Annotated in this window: 27 protein-coding genes and 1 other annotated feature; of the genes, 18 read left to right on the forward strand and 9 right to left on the reverse strand. The window is 50.1% G+C overall.

Annotation, left to right across the window (positions count from 1 at the left end):
* Positions 1-75 precede the first annotated feature (75 nt).
* Positions 76-837 carry a 2-dehydro-3-deoxy-D-gluconate 5-dehydrogenase KduD gene (gene kduD / locus GBAG_RS07745; protein WP_034494783.1) on the reverse strand — a complete coding sequence of 254 codons (762 nt, stop codon included), beginning with the start codon at positions 835-837 and terminating at the stop codon, positions 76-78.
* A 156-nt stretch (positions 838-993) separates the two neighbouring features.
* On the reverse strand, positions 994-1,662 hold the full coding sequence (gene hxpB, locus GBAG_RS07750) for a hexitol phosphatase HxpB (RefSeq protein WP_034494785.1): 669 nt from the start codon (positions 1,660-1,662) through the stop codon (positions 994-996).
* A 166-nt stretch (positions 1,663-1,828) separates the two neighbouring features.
* Here hxpB and GBAG_RS07755 point away from each other — a divergent pair, with 166 nt between their 5' ends.
* Positions 1,829-2,365, forward strand: coding sequence for a YniB family protein (locus tag GBAG_RS07755; RefSeq protein WP_034494787.1), 537 nt, complete (start codon positions 1,829-1,831; stop codon positions 2,363-2,365).
* Positions 2,366-2,402: 37 nt separating this feature from the next.
* Here GBAG_RS07755 and GBAG_RS07760 read toward each other — a convergent pair whose 3' ends face one another.
* The 3 genes from GBAG_RS07760 to pfkB form a co-directional block, all read right to left on the reverse strand.
* Positions 2,403-3,263 (reverse strand): fructosamine kinase family protein, encoded by an 861-nt coding sequence (locus GBAG_RS07760; RefSeq protein ID WP_034494789.1) that lies wholly within the window; start codon positions 3,261-3,263, stop codon positions 2,403-2,405.
* A gap of 103 nt (positions 3,264-3,366) precedes the next feature.
* The gene (gene ghoS / locus GBAG_RS07765; RefSeq protein ID WP_034494791.1) at positions 3,367-3,657 is read right to left on the reverse strand and encodes a type V toxin-antitoxin system endoribonuclease antitoxin GhoS; all 291 of its coding nucleotides are present in this window, start codon (positions 3,655-3,657) and stop codon (positions 3,367-3,369) included.
* A gap of 100 nt (positions 3,658-3,757) precedes the next feature.
* Positions 3,758-4,687, reverse strand: coding sequence for a 6-phosphofructokinase II (gene pfkB, locus GBAG_RS07770; RefSeq protein ID WP_034494792.1), 930 nt, complete (start codon positions 4,685-4,687; stop codon positions 3,758-3,760).
* Between the two features lie 289 nt (positions 4,688-4,976).
* Here pfkB and GBAG_RS07775 point away from each other — a divergent pair, with 289 nt between their 5' ends.
* The 17 genes from GBAG_RS07775 (at position 4,977) to selO (ending at position 20,300) form a co-directional block, all read left to right on the forward strand.
* The gene (locus GBAG_RS07775) at positions 4,977-5,735 is read left to right on the forward strand and encodes a DUF481 domain-containing protein (RefSeq protein WP_034494794.1); all 759 of its coding nucleotides are present in this window, start codon (positions 4,977-4,979) and stop codon (positions 5,733-5,735) included.
* 271 nt (positions 5,736-6,006) lie between these two features.
* Positions 6,007-6,237 (forward strand): hypothetical protein, encoded by a 231-nt coding sequence (locus GBAG_RS07780; RefSeq protein ID WP_034494797.1) that lies wholly within the window; start codon positions 6,007-6,009, stop codon positions 6,235-6,237.
* 469 nt (positions 6,238-6,706) lie between these two features.
* Complete coding sequence (gene thrS, locus GBAG_RS07785; protein ID WP_034494799.1) at positions 6,707-8,635, forward strand: threonine--tRNA ligase; 1,929 nt, start codon at positions 6,707-6,709, stop codon at positions 8,633-8,635.
* Positions 8,636-8,639: 4 nt separating this feature from the next.
* On the forward strand, positions 8,640-9,182 hold the full coding sequence (gene infC, locus GBAG_RS07790; RefSeq protein ID WP_072011152.1) for a translation initiation factor IF-3: 543 nt from the start codon (positions 8,640-8,642) through the stop codon (positions 9,180-9,182).
* Between the two features lie 96 nt (positions 9,183-9,278).
* On the forward strand, positions 9,279-9,476 hold the full coding sequence (gene rpmI, locus GBAG_RS07795; RefSeq protein WP_005968897.1) for a 50S ribosomal protein L35: 198 nt from the start codon (positions 9,279-9,281) through the stop codon (positions 9,474-9,476).
* A 45-nt stretch (positions 9,477-9,521) separates the two neighbouring features.
* Entirely contained in the window at positions 9,522-9,878 is a 357-nt protein-coding gene (rplT, locus tag GBAG_RS07800) for a 50S ribosomal protein L20 (RefSeq protein WP_000124850.1), read from the forward strand.
* Between the two features lie 77 nt (positions 9,879-9,955).
* Positions 9,956-10,079: a sequence feature (Phe leader region), on the forward strand.
* The gene (gene pheM / locus GBAG_RS22685; protein WP_001386830.1) at positions 9,961-10,005 is read left to right on the forward strand and encodes a pheST operon leader peptide PheM; all 45 of its coding nucleotides are present in this window, start codon (positions 9,961-9,963) and stop codon (positions 10,003-10,005) included. (Overlaps the previous feature by 45 nt.)
* A 55-nt stretch (positions 10,080-10,134) precedes the next feature.
* Complete coding sequence (gene pheS, locus GBAG_RS07805; protein ID WP_034494802.1) at positions 10,135-11,118, forward strand: phenylalanine--tRNA ligase subunit alpha; 984 nt, start codon at positions 10,135-10,137, stop codon at positions 11,116-11,118.
* Positions 11,119-11,132: 14 nt separating this feature from the next.
* The gene (gene pheT, locus GBAG_RS07810) at positions 11,133-13,520 is read left to right on the forward strand and encodes a phenylalanine--tRNA ligase subunit beta (RefSeq protein ID WP_034494804.1); all 2,388 of its coding nucleotides are present in this window, start codon (positions 11,133-11,135) and stop codon (positions 13,518-13,520) included.
* 4 nt (positions 13,521-13,524) lie between these two features.
* Complete coding sequence (ihfA, locus tag GBAG_RS07815) at positions 13,525-13,824, forward strand: integration host factor subunit alpha (RefSeq protein ID WP_001229265.1); 300 nt, start codon at positions 13,525-13,527, stop codon at positions 13,822-13,824.
* A 118-nt stretch (positions 13,825-13,942) separates the two neighbouring features.
* Complete coding sequence (gene btuC, locus GBAG_RS07820) at positions 13,943-14,923, forward strand: vitamin B12 ABC transporter permease BtuC (RefSeq protein ID WP_034494925.1); 981 nt, start codon at positions 13,943-13,945, stop codon at positions 14,921-14,923.
* Positions 14,924-14,952: 29 nt separating this feature from the next.
* Positions 14,953-15,501, forward strand: a complete 549-nt coding sequence (locus GBAG_RS07825) for a glutathione peroxidase (protein ID WP_034494808.1) — start codon at positions 14,953-14,955, stop codon at positions 15,499-15,501.
* Positions 15,501-16,247, forward strand: a complete 747-nt coding sequence (gene btuD, locus GBAG_RS07830) for a vitamin B12 ABC transporter ATP-binding protein BtuD (protein ID WP_034494809.1) — start codon at positions 15,501-15,503, stop codon at positions 16,245-16,247. The genes GBAG_RS07825 and btuD overlap by 1 nt, the downstream gene beginning before the upstream one ends.
* Before the next feature lie 79 nt (positions 16,248-16,326).
* On the forward strand, positions 16,327-16,788 hold the full coding sequence (locus GBAG_RS07835) for an NlpC/P60 family protein (protein ID WP_034494811.1): 462 nt from the start codon (positions 16,327-16,329) through the stop codon (positions 16,786-16,788).
* A gap of 128 nt (positions 16,789-16,916) precedes the next feature.
* Entirely contained in the window at positions 16,917-17,891 is a 975-nt protein-coding gene (locus GBAG_RS07840) for a LacI family DNA-binding transcriptional regulator (protein WP_034494813.1), read from the forward strand.
* 168 nt (positions 17,892-18,059) lie between these two features.
* Positions 18,060-18,785 carry an EAL domain-containing protein gene (locus GBAG_RS07845; RefSeq protein ID WP_034494815.1) on the forward strand — a complete coding sequence of 242 codons (726 nt, stop codon included), beginning with the start codon at positions 18,060-18,062 and terminating at the stop codon, positions 18,783-18,785.
* Positions 18,786-18,854: 69 nt separating this feature from the next.
* A complete protein-coding gene (gene selO / locus GBAG_RS07850; RefSeq protein WP_034494817.1) occupies positions 18,855-20,300 on the forward strand; it encodes a protein adenylyltransferase SelO in 1,446 nt (481 codons plus the stop codon).
* Positions 20,301-20,342: 42 nt separating this feature from the next.
* On the opposite strand, the gene GBAG_RS07855 is transcribed toward selO, so the two are convergent.
* From GBAG_RS07855 to GBAG_RS07870, 4 genes are read right to left on the reverse strand one after another with little or no spacing between them, the layout of a single operon-like run.
* Positions 20,343-21,122 carry a heme ABC transporter ATP-binding protein gene (locus GBAG_RS07855; RefSeq protein WP_034494819.1) on the reverse strand — a complete coding sequence of 260 codons (780 nt, stop codon included), beginning with the start codon at positions 21,120-21,122 and terminating at the stop codon, positions 20,343-20,345.
* Positions 21,115-22,077 carry a FecCD family ABC transporter permease gene (locus tag GBAG_RS07860; RefSeq protein ID WP_034494928.1) on the reverse strand — a complete coding sequence of 321 codons (963 nt, stop codon included), beginning with the start codon at positions 22,075-22,077 and terminating at the stop codon, positions 21,115-21,117. The genes GBAG_RS07855 and GBAG_RS07860 overlap by 8 nt, the downstream gene beginning before the upstream one ends.
* A 35-nt stretch (positions 22,078-22,112) precedes the next feature.
* Complete coding sequence (locus GBAG_RS07865) at positions 22,113-22,928, reverse strand: heme/hemin ABC transporter substrate-binding protein (RefSeq protein ID WP_034494820.1); 816 nt, start codon at positions 22,926-22,928, stop codon at positions 22,113-22,115.
* Positions 22,925-23,956 carry a hemin-degrading factor gene (locus GBAG_RS07870; RefSeq protein WP_034494821.1) on the reverse strand — a complete coding sequence of 344 codons (1,032 nt, stop codon included), beginning with the start codon at positions 23,954-23,956 and terminating at the stop codon, positions 22,925-22,927. Before GBAG_RS07870 ends, GBAG_RS07865 begins: the two co-directional genes overlap by 4 nt.
* Between the last annotated feature and the right edge of the window lie 8 nt (positions 23,957-23,964).

Genomic DNA, 23,964 nt, shown 5'->3' on the forward strand with positions numbered 1-23,964 from the left:
GGGTTTTTATACAGTAGACGGAAGAGGTGACGGCGTAACATTTTGCAACCGCCGATTGCCCCGGCGGCGGCATGTTTAGCGGGCTAGCCAGCCTCCATCGACGGCAACGGTGTAACCATTCACGTAATCAGAAGCGCTGGATGCGAGAAACACAATCGGGCCTTGCAGGTCGGCAGGAAGCCCCCAGCGGCCAGCGGGAATACGGTCGAGAATTTCCTGGCTGCGTTGTTCATCATCACGGAGCTGTTGAGTATTGTTGGTCGCCATGTATCCCGGAGCGATGGCATTCACATTAATGTTGTGTTGCGCCCATTCGTTTGCCAGCAGACGCGTGACACCCAGGACTGCGCTTTTCGATGCCGTATAAGAGGGGACGCGGATACCACCCTGGAACGAAAGCATGGAAGCGATGTTAATGATTTTGCCGCCGCCTCCTTGCTTAATGAACTGCTTTGCTACCGCCTGTGAGAGAAAGAACACCGATTTAATATTCAGGTTCATCACGTCATCCCAATTCTTCTCGCTAAATTCAAGGGCATCCTCACGGCGAATAGTGCCGGCGTTGTTGACCAGGATATCTATTTTCCCCATACCGGCGACGGCTTGTTCTACAATACTCGCTATGGCGTCTTGCTGGCTTAAATCGGCCTGGATTGCCATAAAACGTCGGCCCAACGCCTGAACTTTTTGCGCTGTCTCTTGCGGGACTTTGCGATTCACACTGACAATATCGCAGCCGGCCTCGGCAAGGCCAATCGCCATTCCCTGGCCAAGCCCGGTATCACAACCCGTGACGATAGCGACTTTGCCTTGCAGATTAAAAGCATCGAGAATCATAGTTACCCCGGTATCCGGAAATGCGCATTTGCGCGTGTAAATTAAGGATAGGTAGGGGATTGCAGAAACTCAAACTTAATTGAAATGACGTTTCAATAATTTTGACGCAGGTAGTGTTTTGAGAAAGATGCGGGGTAGCCCCGCATCTTAAAATGATTAACCCAGCAGATGTTCAGCGCGTAATTCAGCCAGCGAGGAGAGTTTGGCATTCGCCAGGCACCAGCGCTCATCACTACGGTTTTCTTCGGCTGGAACCACAATCGACCGCATGCGGGCCGCTTTGGTGGCAATCATGCCGTTAACCGAATCTTCGAGCGTGACACACGTCAGCGGATCAACTCCCAGTTTTGCGGCAGCATCGAGATAAACTTGCGGATGTGGCTTGCTGTACGGCAGATGTTCAGCGGACGCAATGGCATCAAATTGGTCACGCAGGTCAAACATTTCGAGGACTCGCTCAAGCATGTGCAGCGGCGATGCCGAGGCCAGACCGACTTTCAGGCCTTGCGCTTTACATAACGCAATGGCTTCGCGAACGCCAGGTAAAATGGGGCGCTTTTCATCAACCAGGGTAATCGCCCGCGTAATAACGCGTTGGGTGACTTCTTCGCGATCTGGACCATTCCAGGGTTGTTGGGCAAACCATAAATCGACCACCAGATCGATACGCAGACCGAGCGTATCGGGCAGTTCGCAACGGCGCGAAATATCCACACCCAGGCTCGCCATCACTTCCAGCTCAGCCTCGTCCCATAATGGTTCTGAATCAATCAGCAAACCGTCCATATCAAAAATTGCAGCTAAAATCTGGCGCGTTGCAGCCATTTATGACTCCTGTCTTTGTGCATTACCAATAAGATCCCTTATGAATAGCTGGAATTACGCATTGATGCCACCGCTTTGTGAAAATCGCCCGCAAAGCTCAGGCGAAATCACACCAGACGAGGTAAACTTTGTGCGTACAAGTTGCGTCTTAACCAAAGGGGAACGAATGACGTATCAACAAGCTGGACGCATTGCCGTACTCAAACGTGTGGCTGGCTGGGTAATTTTCATCCCGGCAGTGATTTCAACACTGATTTCAATTTTGAAGTTCATGTATGAACATAGCGAAAAACAGGCGGGCATTAATGCCGTGATGCTGGATTTCGCGCACGTCATGATTGAGATGATGCGTTTTAATACGCCATTTTTGAATTTCTTCTGGTACAACTCGCCCCAGCCGGAGTTCCATCAACAAGCCAATGTGCTGTTTTGGGTGATCTACGCGCTGATATTTGTGGGTCTTGCGTTACAGGCATCGGGCGCGCGCATGAGCCGCCAGGCGAAGTTTCTGCGCGAAGGTGTGCAGGATCAGTTGATTCTGGAACAGGCAAAAGGGCCGGACGGATTAACCAAAGAGCAAATCGACAGCAAAATTGTGGTGCCGCGCCACACGATATTCCTGCAAATTTTCCCGCTCTATATTTTACCTGTCATTATCATCGTCATCGGTTACTTCTTCTTTTCTTTATTGGGCTTTATCTAGAAAAACGCCACTCCTGATGCGCGGGAGTGGCGAGTTTTTACGCGGCCAGAACTCTATCAAGCGCTTTTTGCGCGACCACTAAATGCTGACCGCCGAACAAAATTGCACGGTTGAGCAGGGTATAGAGTTGGTAAATCGGTTGGCGTAAGAGGAAATCGGAAGGAAGGGGACAAACTGACTGATAACCATCATAAATTTGTGGGGGTTGATCCGGGTGCAAAGGCAACATGGCTAAATCGCACTCTCTGTCACCCCAGTAGCATGCCGGATCGTAGATAAATGGCCCATCCGGGCCCATCGCGCAATTCCCCGACCACAAATCACCGTGTAATAAAGAAGGTTGCGGCTGGTGGGAGGCAAGAGCTTGATGAACAAACTCGACAATTAAGTCGATATCACCAAACTGGATCCCTTTTTCTGCGGCGAGTTCAAGCTGCCAACCGATACGTTGTTCGGCAAAGAATGTGGACCAGCGTCGTTGCCAGGCATTCGGCTGCGGCGTGGTAGAAAGATCGTTATCAAAATCTAGCCCAAACTGCGGTTGGTCACTCCATTCATGCAAACGTGCCAGCTGTTGCCCCAGCAAAAAGGCGTTATGCGCATCCAGCGGTTTAGCGGGCATGTATTCGAGCAGCAGGAAGCTGTAATCTCGATCGCTGCCGAGCGCCCAGACTTTGGGGACTCGCACCGTGTTACTGCGCGACAGTAACTCAAGCTGATCGGCTTCGGCGGTGAAAATGGGTAACATCTCGCGAGCGTCGCTTTTGACAAAGATCTCATGACCGGCATAGTGAATACGCCAGGCGGCATGAATTTCTCCGCCGGGTAATTCTGTACGATGTTCGATTTCAGCGGTGCCGAGTTGTTCACTTAACAGACGACTAATGGCTTGCCACATGATACTTCTCCCCAGGTTTTCTGGTAGATCATTAGCTTATCGCTGTTAACCGGGTCAAACTTCGAACTAACGCACATCCCCGGTCATGATATTTGAAACAAAGCTATTTACTCTCTTGTTGCCAGGCATCCCAGGTCGTGACAGAAACTTCTGGCTCCACGCCCAATGCCAGTTTGCCAAGACCTCGGGCTAACTCTTCCACTTCTTTCGGGCTTAAAGGGCTAATTAAACCGAAGGTGTTGATACCTAATTCGTGTACCTTGCCTTCGTCATCAGACAGTGTGAGCAAAAAACCGCCGCGCGTCAGATGGTTATTTAACTCATTAAGGTCGGTGAGGTTATGTTCCTGAAATTTTAATGTGATGACATAGCGTTCAATGTCTCCGTTACTCATGATTCACCTCGTTGTTATCCCGAAGGTTTTAGCATAGCCTTTCTGCGCAAAATGGCGACTTTTGACGAAACGACAAGCCGCCTGGCGCGTACCCGACTCGTTAACTTCGCAAGTAATCGTAGATTTTTTGGGTGTTTTCCAGCGAGCACAAACGTGTTCCCTGGTTAAGCGTTGCGGCACTACCTGCGGCGACACCAAAACGAACCATATCTAATAGCGGCGCATTTTCAGCAAGTTTCAGGGTCATCGCTCCAACCATGCTATCACCCGCGCCCACGGTGCTTTGGCTTTTCACCGGCGGCGGAACGACCTGCACACATCCGCTGGCATCAACGCCCAGCGCACCTTGTGGGCCAAGTGAGACCACGACACATTTGGCTTTGCCGCTATCGACAATTTCTTGTGCTGCTTTGCGGACATCATCAGGTTGCGTGAGGTCGCGATTCACCAGCGCACTCAGCTCTTTTTGATTGGGTTTGACCAGTTCGATACCTCCTATTTCAAGCGTGGCTTTTAACGCCTCACCAGAGCTATCGACAATGCAGCGTATTCCGGATTTTTGCGCGGTTTTGACTAATGCGCAGAGTTCAGCGACATCTATCCCTGGCGGCAGGCTGCCGCTTATGACCAGAATGGAGCCGGATTCTATGGTCAGCACTTTTTCTTCAAGAAGGCGAAATTCGTGATCGCTCAGTGCGGCGCCTGGCATGACGAAACGGTATTGCTCACCTGTTGATTGCGCGTGAACATGCAGGTTTTGCCGCGTCCAGTTATGTGCGTCAACAGTATCAATAGCAACGTGTTCATCTAAAAGCAGATTGCAAAGGTGTGCTCCGGTGGCACCTCCTGACGGGAAAATGGCGGTTGCCTGCCCGCCAAGATGAGCAATCGCCCGCGCAACGTTAATGCCACCACCGCCTGGTTCAAAAACGGGTGCGGTACAACGTAGTTTCCCTTCGGGGTAAATTTGTGCGGTGAGTGTTGCGCTATCGAGAGAAGGGGCGAGAGTCAAAGTGTAAATGCGTGTCATATATCCTCCTTAATTTAGCATTGGGATAAAGCGTAGCACTGTTTCAGGATGTCGAATGTCGATTAACATCATGATTTATCAAATGATTTGTAAAAAGCAACCGATCTCTATGTTTATGAAAATAAACATGTTTTAAGAGCTCTCTTATTCAAAAAATGAAAGAAGAATTCATTGCTATGTTATTCGGGCTTTTTTATAATTTGTAACCTTTCTTGGCTCATAAATATTTGATCCACAGAAAAGATTCCGGAACCTTGATGGTTTCTTTTTATGTTGTACGGACGATTAAATGAATTTTGTTAAGACAGTACCGGCTGCTATTTTGCTGACCGGAAGTGCGCTATTGAGTCACTTTGCAATTGCAGATAATTCGGTTTTCACTGTCATGGATGACCCATCCACCGCCAAAAAACCTTTCGAAGGTAATCTGAACGCGGGTTACCTTGCGCAATCAGGTAACACAACAAGCTCCTCATTGACGGCGAACTCCAACCTGACCTGGTATAACACCTCTACCGCATGGTCTCTGTGGGGCAACGCAAATAATACCTCTGCTAACGATCAGCGCTCTTCTGAGACTTACGCACTGGGCGGTCGTAGCCGTTACAACATGACAGACAGCGATTACTTGTTTGGCCAGGGAAGCTGGTTGACGGACCGTTTCAACGGTTATCAAGCCAGGGATGTCCTCACCGCGGGTTACGGTCGTCAGTTCCTTAGCGGGCCGGTGCACAGTTTGCGTGTGGAATTCGGTCCTGGCGTTCGTTACGACGAATACGCAGATGGCGACCACAAGACTCAGGCGCTGGGTTATGCATCCGGTATCTATAACTGGCAATTGACCGACAATGCTAAATTTATCCAGGGCGTTTCTGTGCTGGGTAGTGAAGATACGACGGTCAACTCTGAAACGGCGCTCGAAGTTGCTATCAATGAGCACTTCGGTTTGCGGGTGGGTTATAACGTCACCTGGAACTCCAATCCGCCAGATTCTGCACCTGAGCACACCGACAGACGCACTGCAGTGACGCTTGGTTATAAGATGTAATTGGCAAAGCCGGGTCATGCCCGGCTTTATTGTTTTAAATTATCAATATGTGCTAATATTATTTTGGTCCGCAGTTTTATTTTAAATAAAAAACAAACCTAACGAATTTTCTCCATAATTTCTCCTTAATCATCTGTTTAGTCATATCTTCTATATATTTGACACGAATTGATAAGTTATTAGCCTTGTCAAAAGTGTGATCTGGATCTACTCTTTTTTTGTAGCGAGATAATAACTTGCTGGCCCACAAATAAATAAGAGAATAAAGATTATGAAAAATATTAAATATGCCACTGTAGCTATTGCACTTTCGATGCTTTCATTTGGCGCATTTGCTGCAGCACCTGCTACGACCACAACAACAGAAACCGCTCCTGCTGCCGTATGGCATGCAACCGATATTGAAGCTGGTTCCAATATTCAACCTGGCGCACAATCTACAGGGCAATCTATGGATGATGCTTTTAATGTCCATACTCTGGTTGCAGGTGAGTGGTCTTAACAAGTAAATTTTATTATCCCTTTGTGCGGAATACATAATTGATTACTCCATTTTAATTCTGCATGAAATAAAAAGCCGAGCATGAAGCCCGGTTTTTTTATGTCTGGAACATCGCTTGTGCATCATGAAAATCATTTGATTTAAAACGTTAGAAAAACTTATTAATGGTAAGCCACATGTTTTCGTTGAATTAATAAGCATCCTTAGCAACGGCCCCTAAAATGAAGATAAAACAGGTGGTTATTCTTATTGTCAGACGAGACCTTCCGGTCGCGAAGCGCGACATTCCCTCTTGAAAGTGATAATATTCCCAACCGTCGCGAAGCTGTGAACCGCACGCTCGCGCATAAATTGTGCAGTCGGCCTTGCAATTGTAGGCGAGATGGCTGAACAACTAATTGAAACTAAAGCAAAATAAACGTTGCATGTGATCTTACGTGTGGGTCACCACTGCGAATAAGGACTTATAATGCCTGTTATTACTCTTCCTGATGGCAGCCAACGCCATTACGATCATGCTGTTAGCCCGCTGGATGTTGCTCTGGATATTGGTCCAGGCCTTGCAAAAGCGTGTATCGCTGGCCGTGTTGATGGTGAATTGGTTGATGCATCTGATGTTATTGAGCACGATGCCAAACTTGCGATTATCACTGTAAAAGATGAAGCTGGCCTGGAGATTCTCCGCCACTCATGCGCCCACTTATTGGGTCATGCTATCAAGCAGTTGTGGCCGCACACCAAAATGGCGATTGGCCCGGTGATTGACAACGGTTTTTACTATGACGTTGATATCGACCACACGCTGACGCAGGAAGATCTTGAGCTGCTCGAAAAGCGTATGCATGAGCTGGCTGAGAAAGATTACGATGTCATTAAGAAGAAAGTGAGCTGGCATGAAGCCCGTGAAACTTTCGTGAACCGTGGTGAGAGCTACAAAGTCGCGATCCTTGATGAAAACATCAGCCATGATGATAAGCCTGGTCTCTATCATCATGAAGAATATGTTGATATGTGCCGTGGCCCGCACGTACCGAATATGCGTTTCTGCCATCATTTCAAATTGCAGAAAACGTCCGGTGCTTACTGGCGTGGCGATAGCAACAACAAGATGCTGCAACGTATCTACGGCACTGCATGGGCTGATAAAAAACAACTGAATGCCTATCTGCAACGTCTGGAAGAAGCGTCCAAGCGTGACCATCGCAAAATTGGTAAGCAACTCGACCTGTATCATATGCAGGAAGAAGCGCCTGGTATGGTGTTCTGGCACAACGATGGCTGGACTATCTTCCGTGAGTTAGAAGTGTTTGTTCGCTCCAAACTCAAAGAGTACCAGTACCAGGAAGTGAAAGGCCCGTTCATGATGGACCGTGTGCTGTGGGAAAAAACCGGCCACTGGGACAACTATAAAGATGCGATGTTTACGACTTCTTCCGAGAACCGTGAATATTGCATCAAGCCAATGAACTGCCCTGGTCATGTTCAGATCTTTAATCAAGGCCTGAAATCCTACCGCGACTTGCCATTACGTATGGCTGAGTTTGGTAGCTGCCACCGTAACGAACCGTCAGGTGCGTTGCATGGTCTGATGCGCGTTCGCGGTTTTACTCAAGACGATGCGCACATTTTCTGTACTGAAAGCCAGGTTCGTGATGAAGTAAACAGCTGTATCCGCATGGTTTATGACATGTACAGCACCTTCGGTTTTGAAAAAATCGTTGTGAAACTGTCTACTCGTCCTGAAAAACGCATCGGTACTGACGAAATGTGGGACCGTGCAGAAGCAGATTTGGCTGTTGCACTGCAAGAAAATAACATTCCGTTTGATTATCAACCGGGTGAGGGTGCATTCTATGGCCCTAAAATTGAATTTACCCTGTACGACTGCCTGGACCGTGCATGGCAGTGCGGTACTGTACAGCTAGACTTCTCATTACCATCACGTTTGAACGCTTCGTTTATTGGTGAAAATAACGAACGCCTGGTTCCGGTAATGATTCACCGTGCAATTCTCGGGTCAATGGAACGTTTTATTGGTATCCTGACTGAAGAGTTCGCGGGTTTCTTCCCAACCTGGCTTGCGCCAGTACAAGCAGTGGTCATGAATATCACTGATGGACAGTCTGATTACGTTAACGAATTGACCCGTAAACTGCAAAATGCAGGCATTCGTGTAAAAGCAGACTTGAGAAATGAGAAGATTGGCTTTAAAATCCGTGAACACACGTTGCGTCGTGTCCCATACATGTTAGTTTGTGGCGATAAAGAGGTCGAAGCAGGCAAAGTAGCCGTTCGTACTCGTCGTGGCAAAGATTTGGGCAGCATGGACGTAAACGAATTGATTGAAAAGCTGCAAAATGAAATTCGCAGTCGCAATCTTAACCAACTAGAGGAATAGAGTTATTAAAGGCGGAAAAAGAGTTCAACCGGCGCGTCCTAATCGCATAAACAAAGAAATTCGTGCCACAGAAGTTCGTCTGACAGGCTTAGAAGGCGAACCTATTGGTATTGTCAGTCTGAATGAAGCTTTGGAAAAAGCCGAAGAGGCAGGAGTTGATTTAGTCGAAATCAGTCCTAATGCTGAACCGCCTGTTTGCCGCATTATGGACTACGGCAAGTTTCTCTATGAAAAAAGCAAATCTTCTAAGGAACAGAAGAAGAAGCAAAAAGTTATTCAGGTCAAGGAAATCAAATTCCGACCTGGTACCGATGATGGCGACTATCAGGTAAAACTCCGCAGCCTGGTTCGCTTTCTGGAAGAGGGTGATAAAGCTAAAATCACACTGCGTTTCCGCGGTCGTGAAATGGCTCACCAACAGATTGGTATGGAAGTGCTTAACCGCGTCCGTGACGATCTGAGTGAACTGGCAGTCGTCGAATCCTTCCCATCGAAGATCGAAGGCCGCCAGATGATCATGGTGCTCGCTCCGAAGAAGAAACAGTAAGGCCATCAAGTAACAGTTCTCGCGAGGTTTCGGTCTCGTGAGATTTGTTCGCCTTCTGGTTCGTTTTATTAACAATGCGAAGTGGAAAGTTATTAAATGCCAAAGATTAAAACTGTACGCGGCGCCGCTAAGCGCTTCAAAAAGACCGCCGGTGGTGGTTTTAAGCGTAAGCACGCTAACCTGCGTCATATTCTGACTAAAAAGTCTACTAAGCGTAAACGTCACCTGCGTCCGAAAGGTATGGTCTCCAAAGGGGATCTGGGCCTGGTCATCGCTTGCCTGCCGTACGCATAAGTAGCACTTTTTAATTAATTCAGAATATAGAACAGGAGAGCTAATATGGCTCGCGTAAAACGTGGTGTTATCGCACGTGCTCGTCACAAAAAAATCCTTAAACAAGCCAAAGGCTACTACGGTGCGCGTTCACGCGTTTACCGCGTTGCTTTCCAGGCTGTTATCAAAGCTGGCCAATACGCTTACCGTGACCGTCGTCAACGTAAACGTCAATTCCGTCAGCTGTGGATTGCACGTATCAACGCTGCAGCTCGTCAGAACGGGATCTCTTACAGCAAATTCATCAACGGCTTGAAAAAAGCTTCTGTTGAAATCGACCGTAAGATCCTGGCTGACATCGCCGTATTCGACAAAGTGGCATTTACTGCACTGGTTGAGAAAGCGAAAGCAGCTCTGGCGTAAGCCGGTTATTAGAGGGAGCTTGTCTCCCTCTTTTAATTTCTAATGGTAATTTTTAACACTGATCAATAAGGTAACTGCAAGCATGAATGCTGCTATTTTCCGTTTCTTTTTTTACTTTAGCACCTGAATCAGGGGGCTTTGCGCGTAAGAAAAGAAACGAAAAATAGCGCCGAAAGCCTCCACTATGGAGGCTTTTTTTTTGCTTCTGTATACGGATCAACTACCCCGGCAATTGTGCCGGCATAAGAGGAATACCATGCCACATCTCGCAGAGCTGGTTGCCAATGCAACGGCCGCCATAAACGAGGCCCATGATGTTGCCGCGTTGGACAACGTACGCGTCGAGTATTTAGGGAAGAAAGGGCATCTGACCCTCCAGATGACAACCCTGCGTGAATTGCCACCAGAAGAGCGTCCAGCCGCTGGTGCGGTAATCAATGAAGCGAAAGAGAAAGTGCAGGAAGCATTGAATGCACGCAAACACGCTCTCGAAAGTGCCGCGCTGAATGCGCGTCTGGCAGAAGAGACCATTGATATTTCCCTGCCTGGCCGTCGCATTGAAAATGGCGGCTTGCATCCGGTGACTCGCACCATTGACCGTATTGAAAGCTTCTTTGGTGAACTTGGTTTTACTGTGGCAACTGGCCCGGAAATCGAAGACGATTATCATAACTTTGATGCGCTGAATATCCCAGGGCACCACCCAGCTCGCGCTGACCACGATACTTTCTGGTTCGATGCAACTCGTCTGCTGCGCACCCAAACGTCTGGCGTACAGATTCGTACCATGAAAGACAAGCAGCCGCCGATTCGTATTATCGCGCCTGGCCGCGTTTATCGTAACGATTACGATCAGACTCACACCCCGATGTTCCACCAGATGGAAGGTTTAATTGTTGATACCAACATCAACTTCACCAACCTGAAAGGAACCATCCACGACTTCCTGAACAACTTCTTCGAAGCGGATCTGCAGATTCGTTTCCGTCCATCCTATTTCCCGTTCACTGAACCGTCCGCAGAAGTTGATGTGATGGGTAAAAACGGCAAGTGGCTGGAAGTATTAGGTTGTGGCATGGTGCACCCGAACGTTCTGCGTAACGTCGGTATTGACCCAGAAGTTTATTCAGGCTTTGCGTTCGGCATGGGCATGGAGCGTCTGACCATGTTGCGCTACGGCGTGACCGATCTGCGTGCATTCTTCGAAAATGATTTACGTTTCCTCAAACAGTTCAAATAAGGGCGGGATATCCAATGAAATTCAGTGAACTCTGGTTACGCGAATGGGTAAACCCAGCCAACAGCAGTGAAGAGCTTTCAAACCAAATCACTATGGCTGGCCTGGAAGTTGATGGCGTTGACGCCGTTGCCGGTGCATTCAATGGCGTGGTGGTGGGTGAAGTGGTTGAGTGCGGTCAACATCCAAACGCGGACAAACTGCGTGTAACGAAAGTGAATGTCGGTGGCGAGCGCCTGTTAGACATCGTTTGTGGTGCGCCAAATTGCCGTCAGGGCCTGAAAGTTGCGGTGGCAACCGTTGGTGCTGTTCTGCCAGGTGATTTCAAAATCAAAGCCGCCAAACTGCGTGGCGAGCCATCTGAAGGGATGCTGTGCTCGTTCTCCGAGCTGGGTATTTCCGACGATCATAACGGTATTATTGAGTTGCCGCTGGATGCGTCAATTGGCACTGATATCCGCGAATACCTGAAGCTCGATGACAATACTATCGAAATCAGCGTTACGCCAAACCGTGCCGATTGCCTTGGCATCATCGGTGTTGCGCGTGATGTAGCGGTTGTGAACCAACTGCCGCTGCACGAACCAGAAATGCCCGCAGTAGCGGCGACCATTACCGACACGTTGCCCATTCGTGTGGATGCGCCTGAAGCGTGCCCGCGTTACCTTGGCCGTGTGGTTAAAGGCATCAACGTTAAAGCGCCAACTCCACTGTGGATGAAAGAGAAACTGCGCCGTTGTGGTATTCGTTCTATCGATGCAGTCGTTGACGTGACCAACTATGTGCTTCTCGAACTTGGCCAACCGATGCACGCATTCGATCTGAGTCGCATCGAAGGTGGCATTGTTGTGCGTATGGCAGAAGAGGGCGAAGCGCTGACTCTGCTTGATGGTAACGAAGTGAAGCTGAAAGCTGACACGCTGGTTATCGCTGACCACAATAAAGCGCTGGCAATGGGCGGTATTTTTGGTGGTGAACATTCTGGCGTGAATGATGAAACCCAGGACGTGCTGCTGGAGTGCGCATTCTTCAGCCCGCTGTCTATTACAGGCCGCGCTCGTCGCCATGGTCTGCATACCGATGCTTCCCATCGTTATGAGCGTGGTGTGGATTCAGCTCTGCAATATAAAGCGATGGAACGTGCAACTCGCCTGTTGACTGATATCTGCGGTGGCGAAGTGGGTCCAGTTATTGACGTGACTAATGAAGCACATCTGCCAAAAGCTGCCACAATTACTCTGCGTCGCAGCAAACTGGATCGCCTGATTGGTCATCACATTGAAGATGCACAGGTTAGCGACATCCTGCGCCGCTTAGGCTGTGAAGTAACTGAAGGCGACAACCAGTGGACGGCAGTGGCACCAAGCTGGCGCTTTGATATGCAGATTGAAGAAGATCTGGTTGAAGAAGTGGCACGCGTTTATGGTTATAACAGCATCCCGAATGAGCCTGTTCAAGCAGGTCTGATTATGGGCAGCCATCGCGAAGCAGACTTATCGCTCAAGCGTGTGAAAACCATGCTGGTCGATAAAGGCTACCAGGAAGTTATCACCTACAGCTTTGTTGATCCTAAAGTTCAGCAATTGCTGCACCCAGGTGAAGAAAATCTGATTCTGCCGAGCCCAATTTCCAGCGAAATGTCAGCGATGCGTTTATCTTTGCTGCCAGGCCTGCTTAATACCGTGGTTTATAACCAAAACCGCCAGCAGGCACGCGTACGTATCTTTGAATCAGGTTTACGCTTTGTTCCTGATACTCAGGCAGACCTGGGTATCCGTCAGGATCTTATGCTGGCTGGTGCCATCTGTGGTAATCGCTACGAAGAGCATTGGGATCTGGCGCGTAACACTGTCGACTTCTATGATTTGAAGGGCGATCTGGAAGCAGTATTAGATCTTACTGGTAAACTTTCTGACATCGAATTCAAAGCTGCAAGCAACCCAGCTTTGCATCCAGGCCAAAGTGCTGCCATTTATTTAGGCGGGGAATACGTTGGTTTCATTGGTGTTGTGCATCCAGAGCTCGAGCGCAAGCTGTCACTCAATGGCCGCACGCTGGTGTTCGAAGTGCTGTGGAGCAAGCTTGCAGACCGCGCTGTGCCTGAGTCGGCTGAGATTTCTCGCTATCCTGCGAACCGCCGTGACATTGCTGTTGTGGTCGCTGAAAACGTTCCCGCAGCAGATATTTTGGCCGAGTGTAAGAAAGTTGGCGCAAATCAGGTAGTTGGCGTAAACTTATTTGATGTGTACCGTGGCAAAGGCGTAGCCGAAGGCTATAAGAGCCTTGCCATAAGCCTTATCCTGCAGGATACGGGCCGTACACTCGAAGAAGAGGAGATGGCCGCTACCGTTGCAAAATGCGTAGAGGCATTAAAAGAGCGATTCCAGGCATCATTGAGGGATTGAACGTATGGCGCTTACAAAAGCTGAAATGTCAGAATATCTGTTTGATAAGCTAGGGCTTAGCAAACGTGATGCTAAAGAGTTGGTAGAGCTGTTTTTCGAAGAGATCCGTCGCGCTCTGGAGAACGGCGAGCAGGTTAAGCTATCAGGCTTTGGTAATTTTGACTTACGCGATAAAAACCAACGTCCCGGGCGTAACCCGAAGACTGGTGAAGATATTCCTATCACGGCTCGCCGTGTTGTGACTTTCCGACCTGGTCAGAAGTTGAAAAGTAGGGTTGAAAACGCGTCGCCAAAAGACGAGTAACCTGAATTAACCAAAAAGGCCGCCTGAAGCGGCCTTTTTCTTTTCTTCTTGTCCTGCGCGGAAAATCCCCCGTAAAATCAAGTTTATGAATTGTTACTAATTGGATCTTATTATCCAGATGCACACTTTCGTTGCGCGACAGCGCTTTCTGGAACGCCGCTGGTTGCTTGCATTGTTCGCCACAATGCTAGGCATGGTGGTGTTGAGCCTGAGCGCAGGGGATCAATGGTTTGCCCCACAACACTGGATGCGTGAGGATGCGCAGTTGTTTATCTGGCAAATTCGCCTGCCTCGTACATTATCGGTGTTACTGGTTGGAGCGGCACTGGCGATTTCTGGCACTATCATGCAGGCACTTTTTGAAAACCCACTGGCGGAACCCGGTCTATTAGGGGTTTCCAATGGCGCGGGTGTGGCTTTAGTGGCGGCTGTTTTACTTGGGCAGGGCATGCTGCCGGGTTGGGTTTTGGGTATCTGTGCCATTGCTGGTGCGCTTATCATCACATTTATCCTGCTGCGTTTTTCACGACGTCATCTTTCGAATAGCCGCTTGCTGCTCGCCGGTGTGGCGCTGGGCATCATCTGTAGCGCACTGATGACCTGGGCAATTTATTTCAGCAGCAGCCTCGACCTGCGCCAGTTAATGTACTGGATGATGGGCGGGTTTGGTGGCGTGGACTGGCGGCAATGGTGGCTCATGGTCACGTTATTGCCCGTGATGCTGTGGTTATGCCGCAACTACGCCCCATTGAATCTCATGGCGCTTGGCGAAATATCCGCACGTCAGCTCGGTTTGCCCGTCTGGGTATGGCGCAACATTCTGGTGATAGCGACAGGCTGGCTGGTGGGTGTGAGCGTTGCGCTTGCTGGCGCAATTGGTTTTATCGGCCTGGTTATCCCTCATATGTTACGTCTGAAAGGCTTAACCGATCATCGTATTTTACTGCCCGCGAGCGCGTTGGCAGGTGCCACAGTGTTATTGGGGGCCGATGTGATTGCTCGCCTGGCTCTGGCTTCCGCAGAATTACCAATAGGCGTCGTGACAGCAACGTTAGGCGCACCTGTATTTATCTGGCTATTATTAAAAGCTGGGAAATAATCAAACGCTATTCAATTCAGGGGTAAACAATGCAAGACATTCTGAACACTCAAGTTACTACCATTGATGGTGAAGCCACAACGCTCGAAAAGTGGAAAGGTAAAGTGCTGCTGATGGTGAACGTTGCCTCTAAATGCGGCCTGACAGTGCAATACGAGCAACTAGAAAACCTGCAGAAAGAATATGAGCAGCAAGGCTTCTCAGTGCTCGGTTTTCCGTGCAACCAATTCCTGGGGCAAGAGCCGGGTAGTGAAGAAGAGATCAAAACTTTCTGCAGCACCACTTACGGCGTTACTTTCCCGATGTTCAGCAAGCTGGACGTGAACGGTGAAAATCGTCACCCGCTATATGAAAAACTGGTCGCCGCTGCACCGAATGCCGTCGCGCCCGAAGGCAGCGGCTTTCTGGAGCGCATGAGCAGCAAAGGCCGCGCTCCAGCTCATCCTGGCGATATTTTGTGGAACTTCGAAAAATTCCTGATTGGTCGTGATGGTCAGGTCATTCAACGCTTTTCACCAGACATGACGCCTGACGACGCAATCATTGTTGATGCAATTAAGTCGGCACTGGCAAAATAATGCCGTTGTTGCAACTCAATGATGTCGCAGTGGCGGAACGGCTTGGGCCGATTTCCGCCACGGTGCACGCTGGTGAACTGATACACCTTGTCGGGCCAAACGGGGCCGGGAAAAGCACCTTGTTAACACGGGCTGCGGGTTTAAGCTCCGGTGGCGGGCAAATCACTTTTGTTGAACGTGAACTGAATGACTGGCAACCGACGCAGCTGGCACGTCATCGGGCTTATTTATCTCAACAACAGATGCCGCCATTTTCCATGCCCGTCTGGCACTATTTACAGCTTCATCAAACGCTCGGCCCTACAGACACCATTATGCTCGACCTTGTTGAAACGCTCGGTCTGACCGACAAACTCACCCGCAGCGTGAATCAGCTTTCGGGTGGGGAATGGCAACGCGTTCGTCTGGCCGCTGTCGTTCTGCAAATTCATCCTGAAATCAATCCGCAAGGGCGTTTACTCTTGTTGGATGAGCCAATGAATAGCCTCGATGTCGCGCAACAGACTGCGCTGGACAGGATCCTGGTGGCATTGTGTGAAGCGGGTATTGCGGTGGTGATGAGCAGCCATGATTTAAACCATAGTTTGCGCCATGCGCACACCGTCTGGTTATTGCGGGCAGGTAAAATGATTGCACAAGGAAATCGGGATGAAGTGCTGTCGCCGCAACATTTAGCGACAGCTTATAACATGCACTTCCGCCGATTACAGATTGAAGGGCACAGTATGCTAATAGCCCCGCTTTAGATGATGGTAAAAACTTGCACCAAATCATAGGTAAGCGCTAAATTACTGGAAATTATAAACGGGTGAGGATTAGCCTGAAATGCGTGTATGGATTCTTCTTGTAGCATGTCTGGTACTCGCAGGGTGTAGCCATCATGCGCCACCGCCAAATTCTCGTTTGTCGGACTCGATAACGGTCATCGCTAAACTCAACGATCAGCTCAGTGGCTGGCATGGCACGCCTTACCGTTATGGGGGAATGAGCCGCCGTGGCGTTGATTGTTCAGGCTTTGTCTCTCTTACCTTCCGCGACAGGTTCGAGTTACAACTCCCGCGTGAAACAAAACAGCAGGCGAAGATCGGCACGCAAATAGACAAAGATGATTTGCTGCCGGGTGACCTGGTATTCTTTAAAACCGGTTCTGGTGAAAGCGGTTTGCACGTCGGTATTTACGATACGGATAACCAGTTTATTCATGCCTCGACCAGCCGTGGCGTGATGCGTTCGTCGCTTGATAACGTCTACTGGAGCAAAAAATTCTGGCAGGCTCGCCGCATCTAGTTTTACGCGTCAGGGCCAGCAAATGGCCCTAAACGTGACTCCCTTCCGCAATTCCGTGGTTAACCCAGGCGCTAATGATAATTTCAGGTAATATCTGGGTGCATTTCGCTCCCTTGAAAGGATAGTTCATGGTTACTCTGGAAGATGTTGCCGCCAGCGCAGGTGTATCCCGGGCAACCGTTTCACGCGTCGTGAATGGCGATACTAAAGTTAAATCGCAGACGCGTATCAAAGTTGAAGCCGCCATTGTTGAATTGGGGTACTCCCCAAATCCCGCCGCTCGTGCGTTAGCGTCGAGCCAAAGTCATACACTCGGTTTAGTCACCACATCATATCGAGGCGGATTCTTTGGTGCCTTAATGGACACCGTACAAAGTGAAGCTGAACTAAATGGTAAGCAATTGTTGGTGACGCAAGGGCGAGATACGGCTGAGAAAGAACTCAATGCCATTCAGCGGCTGTTTAATCTGCGCTGCGACGGGCTGGTATTACACGTTCGCGCCATCAGCGATGAAACGCTGAATCAACTGGCGGAACAAGAAAAGAAATTTATCATATTAGACCGGGACGTTCCAGGCCTCGAACCGCGTTGCGTGGTGTTTGATCATCGTGCCGCGAGTGCCTGCGCCACCCAGGTATTTATTGATGCAGGGCATACTAAAATTGCCTGTCTGCACGGGCCGGTAAGCCGTTCTTCAAGTTTACTGCGCAGGCAAGGTTTTATTGATGTCATGGACCGGTCAAACATCGAACCTGTTGCGATTCTGGGGGGCGAGTATGATATGCCCAGCGGCTATCAACTGGCCGCGCAACTGCTTGAAAATACGCAGCCGACGGCAATTTATTGTTGTAACGAAGAACTGGCGATTGGCGCGATGCTGGCTATCACCGAACGCGGGTTGCGAATTCCCCAGGATATCTCACTTATATGTTATGACAGTGGGGAACGAGCCGCATTTGTCCGCCCTGCAATTACCAGCGTCCATTTTCCGATAAGTGAAATGGCCCGCTTCGCTATCCGTAAATTATTGGACTCTCATTGTGAGAATGAATCTTTTTCTCCCGAGATAATCCATCGCGATTCAGTTCGTGTTATTCGCTAAAACTGGCGATAGTCAGATAACCAGGATAATATAAAATAAATTCAAAGATAATTCTGATACAGACTCAGGGACGAACTTGCGCTTAATACTTTTAAAATCAATCCAGTTAATGCTGGATGATCATCGTGCTGCGATGCCATCCACCCCTTTAGATACGCGGCTGGTATCATGATCCTGGAACTCGAAATACTGTATCGCTCAGACTTTTATTTTCAACCCGTTTACTTGCCTGATGGTAAGGTTTTAGGTATTGAATTATTACTTAATTTTGTTGGTGTTGACGCTCCAGTGCGTATTCCAACTGAATTAGTGAACTCGACAATTACACCACAACAGCAATTACAATTATTCAAAGAACAAATAGAATTACTCGAAAACTATCAAGAATTCTTTAAGGCTCAAAATATAGTTGTCTGGGTGAATATAAGCGTGGTAATTGTTGATGCGGTTTTAGCCAGTACCGTGCTGCATTCCCGGTTGATGCAGCTTTCATTCATTGAATTCTCTATCAATGAGAACTTTCCCGAGTTAAATCTTGGCAATGAAAATGCCAGGCTAATGGCAATGATTAAGCATTTTCCATTAGCGTTGGCTAATTTTGGTGCTGGAATTGCGACCACTAAACCGATTTTCGACGGTTTATTTAAGCGTGTGTTTTTGGATAAAGTGTTTATTCATAAACAAATTAAACAACGTTCTTTTGAGCCTTTTATGATGGCATTACTGGCGCAGCTTTCGCCGTTTTGCCAGACTCTGGTGATTAACGGTGTTGATGAAGATACTGCTCGCCAGAAAGTGCTTTCATTATCGGACTTTGCTATGCAGGGGAATTACTGGCCCGCTATTCCCTCAAACGCGCTGATAGACTGGCTTCATCCTTATTCTCTGCATTAAGAGAATACCCCTGCCAATGTGCCGTGTTTAAAACTTCACACAAGCACTACACTATCGGCAGGAGGTTCCATGACCAATAAACCTGTATTCAACAATAGCTGGCACGATGAATTGCCCGGCTTCTATACGGCTCTTAAGCCAACACCGCTGCATAATGCGCGTTTGTTTTACCATAACCGCCCTCTGGCCGATGATCTGGGTCTGGATGATTCATTGTTTGATGCAGCCCACACGGGTATCTGGAGCGGTGAAACACTGTTGCCGGGAATGCAGCCTTTGGCACAAGTGTACAGCGGGCACCAGTTTGGCGTCTGGGCGGGACAGCTTGGCGACGGACGCGGTATTTTGCTCGGCGAACAGCAGTTAGCGGACGGGCGTAAATTCGACTGGTACCTTAAAGGGGCGGGATTAACGCCTTATTCGCGCATGGGCGATGGCCGCGCGGTGCTGCGTTCAACGGTTCGCGAGTTCCTTGCGAGTGAAGCCATGCACGGGTTAGGCGTTCCGACCACGCGTGCGCTCAGTATTGTCACCAGCGAAACACCGGTACAACGTGAAACTACCGAACAAGGTGCGATGATGATTCGCGTGGCGCAAAGTCATGCTCGCTTCGGCCACTTTGAGCATTTCTACTATCGTCGGGAACCGCAAAAAGTCCAGCAATTGGCGGATTACGTGATTGCCCATCACTGGCCGCATCTGGTCGATGAAGCCGATAAATACCCGCTTTGGTTCCGTGATGTTGTCGAACGTACAGCGCAAATGATTGCCCACTGGCAAACTATTGGTTTCGCTCATGGCGTAATGAATACCGACAATATGTCGATTCTTGGACTGACGATGGATTACGGCCCGTACGGTTTCCTCGATGATTATCAGCCCGATTTTATCTGCAACCATTCTGACCATCAGGGGCGTTACGCTTTTGATAATCAACCTGCGGTTGGGCTGTGGAATCTGCAACGTCTCGCGCAAACGCTGTCACCGTTTATTTCTGTGGAGTGGTTAAACGAGTTGCTCGATCATTATCAATTCGCGCTAATGAAAGCTTTCGGTGAGTTAATGCGTGGGAAACTGGGGCTGTTAACCGAGCAAACGGCGGATAACGAAATTCTCACCGAGCTATTCGGGCTGATGGCCAAAGAAGGGAGTGATTACACGCGCACATTCCGCATGTTAAGCCTGACCGAACAAAACTCTGCCAGCTCTCCGCTGCGTGATGAATTTATCGACCGCGCAAGTTTTGATAACTGGTTTACTCGTTATCGCACCCGTTTGCAGGCCGAACAGGTCAGTGACGAACAGCGTCAACAAGCGATGAAAGCCGCAAACCCTTCAATCGTGTTGCGTAACTGGTTGGCACAACGGGCAATTGATGCCGCAGATAAAGGGGATGTGAGTGTGCTGGCACAACTGCATGAAGCACTGCGCCAGCCATTTGCTGAACATTCTGCTGATTTGACCCAACGCCCGCCGGACTGGGGCAGGCGGTTAGAAGTGAGTTGCTCGAGCTAACTTTTTTTGTCGGTCGTACAGCAGCGTTATCCGACAAAACGATCACTGCTGCAACCAAACCTGCGGCACCGGGTGTTCAGGATGACTGAACACCCGTAAATCGGCCTGATACCAGTGTTGTAAGATAGCCTCGTTCAACACTTCTTGCGGCGAACCACTCGCAACCAGTCGTCCTTCGTGCAACAGCACAATCCGGTCAGCCCACAGTGCGGCCAGGTTCAAATCATGCAGCACCACGCAAACCGATAATGTCCCCATCAACGATAACCGGCGCAGCAAACGCAGGATGTGTTGCTGATGATAGAGATCGAGTGCAGAAGTCGGTTCATCTAAAAACAGCCAGCCGTGGGGTTGCCCGTTCTGCCACAATTGCGCCAGGGCGCGTGCGAGCTGGACGCGCTGTTGTTCACCGCCGGAAAGCTGGCAAAAATCGCGCCCGGCGAGCGTATCGCATCCCGTCAGCGCCATCACTTCCTGAATGACCGCTTTTGTCTCTTTTTCCGGCCACGGCGCACGTCCCATGGCGATGACATCTTCGACCGCCCAACTAAACGCCATGCCGCCGCGCTGGCGCATCACCGCGCGTTTGCGCGATAACGCTTCGCCAGACCATTCATGTAACGGGCGCCCGTCCAGGGAAATATAGCCGCTTTCCGGCAGTTGAAAACCGGTAAGCACCCGGAGTAGCGTGGATTTCCCTGCACCATTTGGGCCGATTAGCGCGACCACTTCGCCCGCCGCCAGCGTCAGATTAATATCATCAAGCAGCTTTCGAACGCCTGAGCGTAGCGTGACGTTTCGCGCCAGGAGTAAATCAGCCATCTGTTTCTCTCCGTTGACGGAAAATTAATGCCAGGAACCACGGGCCACCGAGCAGGCTGGTCAGCAAACCTACCGGCATTTCCGCAGGGGCAACCAGTGTGCGGGCGAGGGTGTCCGCCACCAGCAATAACATTGCTCCTGCCAGTACAGAACCCGGGATCAGCCAGCGATGATCGGCCCCGAGCCACATCCGCATCAGATGCGGAACCACCAGGCCAAGGAAACCAATCACGCCACTCACGGCAACCGCTGCCGCCACCAGCAATGCGCTTAGAATCAGCAACTGACGCTGCGTTTTTTTGACGTCCACGCCCAGGTAATGGGCTTCTTCGTCACCCAGTTGCAAAAGATTAAGGCGTCTGGACGTAAACGCGATAGCCACTGAAGCCGGAAGAATAAACGAAGCGGTGGCCAGTAACGTTGACCACTGCGCCTGCCCAAGACTGCCCATCCCCCAGAGCGACAACTGGCGCAGCTGCGCATCGTTGCTTATCCAGGAAAGCACTCCCACCGCCGCACCGCATAACGCATTAATCGCGATACCGACTAACAGCAGGCGCGAAAGGCTATTGTTGCCCTGGCGGCTCAGGAAGAAAATCACCAAAGTGACGGCGAGGCTACCCAAAAATGCGGCAAGCATCGGAACATACAACGCCAATACAACGGGCAAGGCGAAGGGCATGACGACCGAAAAACCGACCGCCAGTGCCGCACCGCTGCTTATCCCGAGCAAGCCAGGGTCCGCAAGCGGGTTACGAAACAGTCCCTGCATCACGCAACCTGAAAGCGCCAGTGCGCCGCCTACCAGCGTTGCCAGCAGCACACGAGGCAGGCGAATATTGAGCCAGATATGGCGCAATGCGTCGTCCTGGGCTTGCCACAAAACGGCAATGGAAAGCCGCATGGCACCTAAATTGGCGGCAACTAAAGACAGCGCTAACAACGCCAAAACCATGGCGAACAGGGCGCGTTGAGGCAGGGGCCGACGTATCAAGGCAATTGCTCCGCTTTATGACGTAATGCAAGAATCGCATCCGGTGTTTGCAGGCCAAAACCCAGCAGTGCCATATCATCCACCACTAATAGCTGGCGGTTTTTCCCGGCAGGGGTTTGCGCAAGCCCCGGTAACTTCCAGACGTTATCTTCACCGCCCAGTGTTTTCACGCCGTCGGCAGTGACCAGCACCAGTTGTGGCTGGCTGGCAATCACACCTTCCTGCGACATGGGCTGGTAACGTTTGAAACCTTGCATCGCATTTTGCAAACCAGCGGCATGAATTGCGGCATCTGCCGCAGTTTCTTGCCCGGCAGCCATCGCAGTCATGCCGCCATGACTCATGATAAACAGCACTTTTACCGGCAGTGGGTTCTCAGGGATCGCCGCCAGCCTGGTATGGACTTGCTGGCGCAAAGCGTCGCCCTGGGCCGTTTTTCCCATGGCCTGCGCGACCGCAGCAATCTTGTCATCAATCCCATCCAGCGAATTTGCGGCGGGAATCGTCACGACTTTGACGTGGCTGCTGGCAACCTGCTCCAGCGCCAGTGAGGGTTTCGCCTGCGCGCTCGCCAGCACCAACGTTGGGCGCATTGCCAGAATCCCCTCGGCATTAAGCTGACGCATATAGCCAACGTCAGGCAGTTTGGTTGCCGCCGCCGGATGCAGACTGGTGCTGTCACGAGCGACTAACTGGTCGCTCGCACCTAATGCATAGGCAATTTCTGTCACGTCACCGCCAATTGCTACCACCCGTTCACTGGCGGTGACAACCACAGGCATTGCAAGCAGGGCAATTAGCCAGCGTTTCATGCGGCCAGCCCTTTACTTACCAGCGCCTCAAGCTGAGTGCGCCACTGTTGTTGCTCCGGTTCGCCTTCAGTACGTTGGCCGTAAAGTTGAGCGATTTGCGTGCCATCGGCGGCAAACAATTCAAGGCTGGTAACAAAACCGTCGCCGCTTGGCTTACGTGTGATCCAGCTTTCAGCGATGGTGTCAGCCAGCAAGTGCAGCGTGAATTGTGGGTTGAAAATGTTAATCCAGTTCTCCATCGGCACGACTTTTTCAACGACGCCGGTGAAAATCTGCACGCTGCCCTTGTTACCAACAAACACCATGATTTCGTTTTTGTCTTGCTTAGCCATCGCCAGCAGTTGTGAAAGTGCGCTGTTATCAACCTGGCACGCTAGGTCTTCTGCGACCAGTCGGAACGCTTGTTGGCGCGTAAGCTGGTGGCGTTTGAGCAGCCCGAAGAACTGATGCACGTCACGCATGGCGCGCCATTCGTCTTCAACCAGGCGGCCATCAACAGCTGGCGTCATGACACTTTCTTCCGCCGCTTGCAGTTCAAGCTCCGGGTTGTCAGCATAAATATACGTCGCGAGAACCTGGCCCCAGGCTGCAAAATCCGTGTTGTCAGTGGTGTAAACCTTCAGCAGTGCATCGCCCTGATGGTCAAAGAATTGAATGCTTTGACGTTCACCGCGGGCAGTTTCCTCGCGAACGTGGAAGGCGAAAGCCCACTGATTCAGGAACAGGCGCAAGTCCAGCGCTCGAGGGTTAAGAACCAGCCCGGCGTGACCGTGCAATTGCTGGTTTTCGAAGCGCCCGATGTGCTCATGTACCGCATATTCATTCCGGCAGATGGACTTAATTTCACCCACGCTCTCCAGAGAGGTGAGGATGTCGCGCACTTCGCCTTTCAAGCGCCAGGCATCATGCCCGACGCGGGCATGAGTTAATTCGGCTTCGCTGATATTCATCAGTTTTGCTATGTCGCGAGCATATTTTTTAGGGTTCTGTTGTTTTAGCTGCAACCAGTTTTCATAACGCTGAGTCATATTGCTTC

It is taken from the genome of Buttiauxella agrestis ATCC 33320, assembly GCF_000735355.1.
Lineage (GTDB): Bacteria > Pseudomonadota > Gammaproteobacteria > Enterobacterales > Enterobacteriaceae > Buttiauxella > Buttiauxella agrestis.